Consider the following 8,326-nt stretch of genomic DNA (forward strand, 5'->3'; position numbering starts at 1 on the left):
GTGCGCGAAAGGGCGGATATGCCGCCCGAACCGGGAGGCAACCGCCATACTTGAACGCTATTCTTTGTCCTTTTTCAAGCCTCCCTAAGCAAACGGAACAAATCCCGTGCAGCCTCCCGGGACAATGGAATCATCGACCGCTGCTCATCCTTCAGCACGATATTATAAGCCCCATTCTGCCAAGGGGAGAGCTCCGCGATCCAGTTCACGTTAACCAGATAACTGCGATGAGGGCGAAAGAATGAGTAACCCGCAAGCTTCTCCTCCAGCTCCTGCAGGGTGCTTTTGCTCGTAATCCGCTGGCCTTCCGCCGTCCATACGCGAATGACACGTTCCTCGCGCACCGCGTACAGGATCGTCTCGGGATCAACCAGCACATGTTTATCCCCGTCGTCGAACAGAAGTTTGCCGCGCATGCTGCGGGCGGCAGCCTCCGTGGATGGATAGGAAGCGGCCTGAATAGCATCTTGAGCCTCCTGTTTCGGGAAGGCTTTCCCTTCCTGAATCCTGCTTCGAATTCGCTGCAGGGTTTCCTTCAATCGCATATGGCTGTAAGGCTTCAGCAGGTAATCGATCGCGTTCAGGCCAAACGCTTCAACGGCATACTCGTCGTAGGCCGTCGTAAACACAATCAAGGGCGAGATCGGGGAGGCCTTCAGCATGCGCGCAGCCTGCAACCCTTCCAGCTCCGGCATATGAACGTCGAGAAAGACGACATCCGGCTGCCGCAAGGGGACAAGCTCCAGCAGCTCCCGTCCGTTCGCGGCATGCGGAAGCAGCTCGATATCGGGCTCCTGTTCCAGCAGGTAAGCCAGCTCCTCCCTTGCCAATCGTTCGTCTTCCGCTATCATCGTTTTAATTCGCTTCACGGTACCGGCTCCCTTCCGACAAGCTGCAGGGGATGCTGAAGGATATGCTGCAGCCGCCCTCTGCAAGATTCTCCACGATAAGTCTGGCCTCCTTGCCAAACATGCTGATTAAACGCTGATTGATATTGTAAATGCCGTTTCCCGTACCCTCGCTGCCGATGATCGGTTGATCGCCTAGGCTGTCCAGCACTTCCGGCGAAATACCGATCCCGTTGTCCCGCAGTTGAATAACCGCCATATCACCGGCCCGGCTTAGGGTCAGCCGAATGACGCCTCCGCTCGCTTTGTCGCGCAGGCCGTGCTTGATGCTGTTCTCCACCAGCATTTGCAGCGTCGCCGGCGGAATCATAAGCTCGCCAAGCGCGGGATCGAGCCGGCACTCAAACGTGAACTGATCCTCGAATCGGATCTGTATAATGTCCAGATAGGCATTCAACAGCTCCATCTCCTCGCGAATGGTCGTTCTGCGGGACGCCATGACCTTGACGTTCAGGCGCATGAACGCCCCCAGCTGCATCGTGGCATGTCGTGCCAGCAGCGGATCGGTGCGGATCAACGAATGAATCGCGTTGAGGGTATTGAATAGAAAGTGCGGATTGATCTGGGCCTGCAGCAGCTTGAGTTCCGCCTCTTTCATTAAATGGCTCATCTTCTCGTGTGCGGTGGCCCCGAGCTGATAGGAAATCAGCTGTCCCAGCCCCTGGGCCATCACCAGCTCGACGCGCCGGATATCCTCCGGCCGCTTGAAGTAGAATTGAATGACGCCCACGACCTGACCTGCCTCTATGATCGGGACAAGGATGGCGGCGCCGAGCGCCGGATGCCGGGGCTGGATCTCTTCCGCATTCTCGATGATCCGAAGCTCGCCGGTCGCGATGACGCTCTTGGTCAAGTCCGATTGGATCTCTTCTCCGGGATCAAGGGTACGGCTTGCTGTGCCGGCATGGGCCAGGAACCGCTCCGTATCGGTAATGGCGACGGCCGCTGTTTTCAGCTCTCGCAGCAGCAAGGCCGCCACGGCCTGAGCCGTACGGTACGTCAGTCCCTGCTTCAAATGCGGGAGCGCCGATTCCGCGATATGGAATGCCTTCTCCGTCTCATACGCGGCTGCACGTTCCTCCTCGGTGAGCGCGACCCGCAGCATCGTCGTAAAGATTGCAATGGAGATGCTGTTCGTCAGCACCATCGGCAGGCCGATCAGGTTGACCAGTTCCACTGCACGATCCGGCTCATCCGCACAGATCAAAATCATCCCCATGAGCAGGATCGGAGCGAACATGCCGACAAATAACGCTTTCGCCGGCGAGATGACCCGCTCCTGCGAGAAGAATCGGGCCACGCCTCCTGCAAGCGCTCCCGTTAACGGTACGGCGATTGCGCCTGCCAGCCCCGTGGCACCGCCGATATACAGGAGGTGGGCTCCTGCCAGGAGCCCGCCCCCGATGCCAACGCGGGGACCGCCGATCAGTCCGCCGATCACCACCCCGACCAGGGCAGAGTGGGCCAGCGCCTGCTCCCCGGTCAGCCGCATCAGCCAGAAGGAGGAACTGGACTCGCCGTTCTCCACGACAACGCCAGCATAGGTCCCCAGGATGCCGAAGAGCCCGAATAGGCCGGAATAGATGAACATCCGCATGCCGGACATCTCTTTGCGGTCCAGCAATTGGCGGAACAGCGGAATTCTCGTCAGTATAAAAGTCAGGATGAGCAGCATGCCCATCCGTTCGAACAAATGCAGCGTCAGCTCCTGCATGGACATCCCTCTTTTTTGATGGACTTCGAATCGAATCTTCATCTGACGTTCGGTAACGCTGTAGATACGGAAAGAACATCTTTGAATACGGTTTCATTTTTGCAAGAAAGATTATATAGCATGGTGAGGATTTGGACAATAAAAAGGCATAACATGAAACTAATGTAAAAAAATGCATGAAGGAGGGGAGGATATTCACGGCTTGGCGAGCGCGCAAAAAAACCGTATCCCGCATAATGCGTATATACGGCTGGTTCATCAATTCAATTACACACGCATAGGAGCCCCTCCCCCGGATGACAACGAGTCGGAGCAAGGCATTTCCCGTCGGGATCGCATGCCTCGCATAAAAACGGGTTCGCTTCGGGTTGTCGGGGTCCGGGCTTCAATGTTCAAGGTTACTGGTTTATCGGTTTATCGGGCTATCGGGTTATCGACCATTTCCTTATGACCTGATTGGTCACCTCCGACAGCAGCAACCCCAGCGCGATGGCGCCTGAAATCATGAACGCCTGGGCCCCCAGCTGGACGGCCTGATCGAATTGATTCTGGGCCACATGGCGAAGGGCATTATAGGCGACACCGCCCGGTACGAGCGGAATAATCCCCGACACGCTGAACACAATGATAGGAGTTTTGTATTTTTTGGCGAAAAAATGACTGATCATCGTCACGCAAAATGCTGCGACTACCGTGGCCGTCACCGGCTCAACCCTCATATCCTGAAGCATGATGTAGAGCAGCCAGCCCACCATGCCGGCAAACCCGCACTGCAGCAGTGCTTTTTTGGGTACGTTAAAGATGATCCCGAATGCCGCCGAAGCAACGAAACTCGTAATGAGCTGCTGTATATAAAAGGTTGCCACCATTATCCCTCCATACTTCTCATCTCTTAGAATGACAAAGTAAACGCAATCCCCGCGCCGATGGCAAAGGACGTAACAAAAGCCTCTGCCCCTTTGGACAAGCCGGATATCAGATGCCCTGCCATCAGATCGCGAATGGCATTCGTGATCAGCAAGCCCGGTACAAGCGGCATCACGGAGCTGATAATGATCGTATCCAGCTGATGGCCGAATCCGAATCTGACCATCCAAACGGAGGTTATGCCGATGACGAGCGCCCCCGAGAATTCGGCGAAGAACCGGACAGGAATGACCCGATGCATGAACACGAAGCAGGAGAAGCCCAGGCCGCCCGCAACGGCCGCCGGTACGAAATCCGGCCAGATGCCGCGAAACATGATGAGAAAGCACCCGCTTGCGATCGCTGACAGTAGAATCAGCACCCATGTCGGATAAATGGCCTGCTCATGCTCGATTCGCTCCAGGGCCCGGTAAGCCTCTTCCATCGTCAGCTCGCCGAGACTGACGCTCCGGGACACGCTGTTGACCTGATCGATCTTATGGAGATTGGTTGTCCGATCCGAAATACGAATAAGCCGCGTAATATGCTGCGGCTCCTCCACCGAGAAGATAATGCCCGTCGGAGTCATATAGCTGTGGCTGTTCTCCACGCCAAAAGCCGCGGCGATCCGCATCATCGTATCCTCGACCCGATAGGTCTCCGCGCCGCTCTGCAGCATGATTTTGCCTGCTAACAAGCAGACCTTGATAATGTCATGCTCCCGCTTCAACAAATCATTCAAATCGACAATCCTCCTGCTGAACACATTCCGATTCAGAATCTTTGCCTATATTATAGTATCATTTCCATGATAAAGCATAGGATATGCTTTAAAGCAGCGCTGCAGCAGCCTCCATTCGTTTGATTCCAACTCATCGCCCGCAACAAAAAGCCTCCCGGTGATCGGGAGGCTTCTCTGCTATTTATTCTCGAAATCGGCTTAATAGGCGCCGCGGATGTGCATGGCTACCTGCTCCTGATAGAAAAGCGCAAGGCGTTCTTTCTCCTCCATGCTGAACGAAGGCACGTCCAGCGTGCCCAGGTTGTCTTCGATCTGGCGGACGTTGCGGAAGCCGGGAATCACGGCAGTGACCTCCGGGCAATCCAGAATCCAGCGCATGGATGCACGGGCCATGTCGCCTCGGCCCTCGGCAATCCAGGCGAGCTCTCTGGCGAGCTCGACACCCTTTTCGAATCGGAGGCCGGCAAAAGTCTCGCCTACGTTAAACTGCTCGCCGTTGGCGTTGAAATTCCGGTGATCCCCCTCGCTGAAGGTAGTGCTCTCCGTAAATTTTCCGGTTAGCAAACCGCTCGCGAGCGGCAAGCGCACCAAGATGCCGACGCCCGATGCTTTGGCCTTCGGGAGCAGCTGGGCCAGCGGTTTTTGGCGGAACAGATTGAAGATCACCTGCAGGGACCTCACCCCTGGTACCCCAAGACAGAACAGTCCTTCCTCCACCGTCTCCACGCTGACGCCGTAATGCCGGATTTTCCCCTCGGCCTGCAGCTTGTCCAGCACTTCAAACACCCGTCCGTCCTTTAATACTTCGAAGGGAGGACAGTGAACCTGATAGAGATCAATCCGCTCCCGCTGCAGCCGCTTCAGACTGCCCTCGCAATAACGGCGGATCGACGCTTCGGAATAGGTCTGAAGATCATGAATATCACCGGCGCGGCAAAACTTGGTGGCCACATGCACGGTATCTTCCTTCCCTTTGGTTGCGCGCGCGAGCAGATCCTCGGCATGCCCGTCTCCATAGACGTCGGCCGTATCGAAGAAGTTTACGCCCTCGCCGATGGCGCGATCCAATCCCTTCAATGCTTCATGATCATCGGTCTGCCCCCATGAGCCTCCGATCGCCCATGTTCCGAAGCTGACCTCGCTAATGTGAAGCTCCGTATTTCCCAATTGTCTGTAATTCATCGACGTTATAGCCTCCTCATCCAACTGCCATACTAGTTCACACTACTAGACTAAACGTTAAATCGCTTTCATTCAATCCATATATCATATATCTATTTCATCGGGGATCGTTGACAAATGATTCCATCGTCTTTATAATAACAATCAATAATAACCAACGTTGGATATCCAGTAATGGAACTCACGATTCTTCACACACATCCTAAGGAAGTGACCCTACATGACCAACCTCATCCTGCTTTCATTCCTGCGCCAGCGTCCGATGCACGGATATGAAATCCAGCAGCTCATTCAGGCCAGCCGTATGGACCTGTGGACGAATATCCTGTCCGGTTCGATCTATTACGCGCTGAACAAGATGGAAAGCGACGGGTTGATTGCAGCCACTGCCGAAGAGCGAACCGGCGCGAGACTCCGCAAAATTTACAGCATCACGGATGAAGGCGAGAAGCTATTCCAGAAGATGATCCGCGAGACGTTGACGCTTCCCCCCCACACCGTTAAATCCGACTTTTCGCTCGGTTTGGTCTGGATCGAGGACATTCCTAAGGAGGAAGCGGTGGAATTGCTGGAGCAGAATCTCAAGCAAGTGGAAGAGTCGTTGTCCCAATGGCGTTCGGGCAAGGAAATCAAGGGCCAGCACGGCTTATCCAAGATCGCCCTTGCCACCTTCGATAATGCGATTTCGATTTTGGAACAAGACATCGCCTTTCTCCACAAGATCATTGCAATCGTTCAAGAATAAGCCTCAGCTTCAGCTGCGGCTTTCATTTTCGGTCTATAGCCAACATTGGATATATATATTGGACAAATATCGCCGGCATATGGATGCCGCTCCTCATCCTGGCCGGCTTTACGATCCTCATTCTCGGTGCGGCGGCATGGACCTTCCGCGGGGACGCAGAGCAGCCTGTCGGGTGGAGGCAGGGATCCGCCAAGAAAGCGGCATCGACGTAAAGGCGTACAAAATCCGGTTAACCCCTTGTATAAAAGACATCTCATGCGGTATACTGAACAACAATATCAGTATCAGGCCGATGAAGAGCTTCCAACTCTGAGGCGTTCTCGTCAAGGGGATTCGATCTACACCCGATCAGCCGTCCCCCTAAGTTAACCGGACCCGCCCGTTACCGCGGAATCAAAGTGGATTGAACGCGGGCCGACATGTTCCTTGGTCAGGTTACGGTTCAATCAATTTGGGTGGCACCGCGAGCGCATAAGCGTCCCTCGTCCCATATGGACTAGGACGCTTTTTTATTTTTATAGGGCAAAGGAGCGCGGTGATTATGTTAGATATGAAATGGATCCGGGAGAGCGCGGATCATCAGGAAGAATTGCAGCAGGTGGCTGACCGGAAAGGCATCGCCCTTTCGGTTGCCGAGCTTGTCAAGCTGGATGACCAGCGGCGTACGCTGCTGTTGGCCGTGGAAGCATTGCGCCAGAAGCGCAATGCTATCTCGCAAGAGATCAGTGACCTGGTGCGGCAAGGCAAACCAGATGAAGCGGAACGGCAAAAACAGCAGGTCAAAACCATCAATGAGGAGCTAGGTCAGCAGGAAGCGTTATATCGGGAGGTTGACGAAGCTTATAACGAGCTGCTTATACTCGTGCCGAATATCGTGTCGCCGGACACGCCTGTGGGGGCCTCGGATGAGGACAATGTGGAGATCAGACGAGTCGGCGAGCTCCCCGTGTTTGATTATCAATTCAGGGACCATGTCACGCTCGGCGAGCTGCATCGCATGATCGACATTCCCCGTGGCGTCAAAACCGCAGGCACGCGCAGCTACTACCTGACCGGCATCGGCGCAATGCTCCACCGTGCCGTTCAGCAGCTTGCGGTGGATATGCTCGTCGCCAAGGGTTTCACCCTTATGGACGTGCCGTTGACGGTAAGGACGGAGGCCATGCAGCATACGGCCTTCTTCCCGCTCGGTCAGGATCAGGCCTTTCAAATTACGGAGCAAGATAAGTGGCTCGTCGGTACCTCGGAGGTGCCGTTGGTATCGTTCTATAGCGGTGAAGTCGTCGATGTAGCTGAGCCGATTCGCCTGGCAGCAGCGTCGCTCTGCTTCCGGAGCGAGGTTGGCTCGGGCGGGCGGGACGTCCATGGCCTCTATCGGGTGCACCAGTTCGCGAAGGTGGAGCAGGTCGTTCTTTGCGAAGCCAGCACGGAGGCCTCGGAGCTGCTTCTGCAAGAGATTACGGCCAATGCCGAGGAGCTGCTGCAGAAGCTCGAATTGCCTTACCGGGTCGTTGCCGTCTGTACCGGGGACATGTCGCAGAAAACGTACAAACAATACGACATCGAGACATGGATGCCAAGCCGCGGAGCTTATGGGGAGACCCACTCGTCGTCGAATCTGCTCGACTTCCAGGCGCGCCGCTCGAACATCCGCTACCGGGACGCGAAAGGCAAGCTGCGCTACTGCCACACCTTGAACAATACGGCCGTGGCTTCGCCGCGGATTCTTATCCCGCTGCTGGAGAACCACCAGCAGCCCGACGGCTCGATCCTCATTCCGAAGGCGCTCAGGCCTTACATGAACGGGATGGAGCGAATTGAGCTTCCGAACGGAACGGAGAACAGAACGGAATAAGGATACCATCAATTTATTATCTAACGTTCAACAACGCAGCCATTGAATGGCTGCGTTGTTGTGGTTTTGGAACTCATATTTTAAGAGAAGCTTTGCACCCCCGCTCCTTCATTAAAAAATGCAAGAAGAGAGTTTAGCGATACTTAGACCAGCTTAAAAAGCATATACTATATGGATGAGCTGTATGCCGACTCTGCAAGCTACCCCAAAGCTGGACCATTCAATCATCGCAAGAAAAATTTCCGCTAATTGCAGTCTGGATTCTGGGAAAGTG

General features: G+C 54.9%; 8 protein-coding genes. 3 read left to right on the top strand and 5 right to left on the bottom strand.

Annotated elements, in window-relative coordinates; translation table 11 throughout:
- Positions 1-74: 74 nt before the first annotated feature.
- The 5 genes from HMPREF9412_RS17680 to HMPREF9412_RS17700 form a co-directional block, all read right to left on the bottom strand.
- Entirely contained in the window at positions 75-869 is a 795-nt protein-coding gene (locus HMPREF9412_RS17680) for a LytR/AlgR family response regulator transcription factor (RefSeq protein WP_009593014.1), read from the bottom strand.
- On the bottom strand, positions 856-2,622 hold the full coding sequence (locus HMPREF9412_RS17685) for a LytS/YhcK type 5TM receptor domain-containing protein (RefSeq protein WP_009593019.1): 1,767 nt from the start codon (positions 2,620-2,622) through the stop codon (positions 856-858). The genes HMPREF9412_RS17680 and HMPREF9412_RS17685 overlap by 14 nt, the downstream gene beginning before the upstream one ends.
- 422 nt (positions 2,623-3,044) lie before the next feature.
- Complete coding sequence (locus HMPREF9412_RS17690; protein ID WP_009592993.1) at positions 3,045-3,491, bottom strand: threonine/serine exporter family protein; 447 nt, start codon at positions 3,489-3,491, stop codon at positions 3,045-3,047.
- Between the two features lie 23 nt (positions 3,492-3,514).
- Positions 3,515-4,270 carry a threonine/serine exporter family protein gene (locus HMPREF9412_RS17695; protein ID WP_015737894.1) on the bottom strand — a complete coding sequence of 252 codons (756 nt, stop codon included), beginning with the start codon at positions 4,268-4,270 and terminating at the stop codon, positions 3,515-3,517.
- Positions 4,271-4,468: 198 nt separating this feature from the next.
- Positions 4,469-5,452 carry an aldo/keto reductase gene (locus HMPREF9412_RS17700; RefSeq protein WP_009592989.1) on the bottom strand — a complete coding sequence of 328 codons (984 nt, stop codon included), beginning with the start codon at positions 5,450-5,452 and terminating at the stop codon, positions 4,469-4,471.
- Positions 5,453-5,672: 220 nt separating this feature from the next.
- Between HMPREF9412_RS17700 and HMPREF9412_RS17705 the strand changes: the two genes are divergently transcribed.
- From HMPREF9412_RS17705 to serS, 3 genes are all read left to right on the top strand, one after another.
- Entirely contained in the window at positions 5,673-6,197 is a 525-nt protein-coding gene (locus HMPREF9412_RS17705) for a PadR family transcriptional regulator (RefSeq protein WP_009593000.1), read from the top strand.
- Positions 6,198-6,280: 83 nt separating this feature from the next.
- The gene (locus HMPREF9412_RS33605; RefSeq protein WP_009592997.1) at positions 6,281-6,409 is read left to right on the top strand and encodes a hypothetical protein; all 129 of its coding nucleotides are present in this window, start codon (positions 6,281-6,283) and stop codon (positions 6,407-6,409) included.
- A gap of 329 nt (positions 6,410-6,738) precedes the next feature.
- Entirely contained in the window at positions 6,739-8,052 is a 1,314-nt protein-coding gene (serS, locus tag HMPREF9412_RS17710) for a serine--tRNA ligase (RefSeq protein ID WP_009593010.1), read from the top strand.
- Positions 8,053-8,326 lie beyond the last annotated feature (274 nt).

The organism is Paenibacillus sp. HGF5, from assembly GCF_000204455.1.
In the GTDB taxonomy this organism is placed as follows: Bacteria; Bacillota; Bacilli; order Paenibacillales; family Paenibacillaceae; genus Paenibacillus_AQ; species Paenibacillus_AQ lautus_A.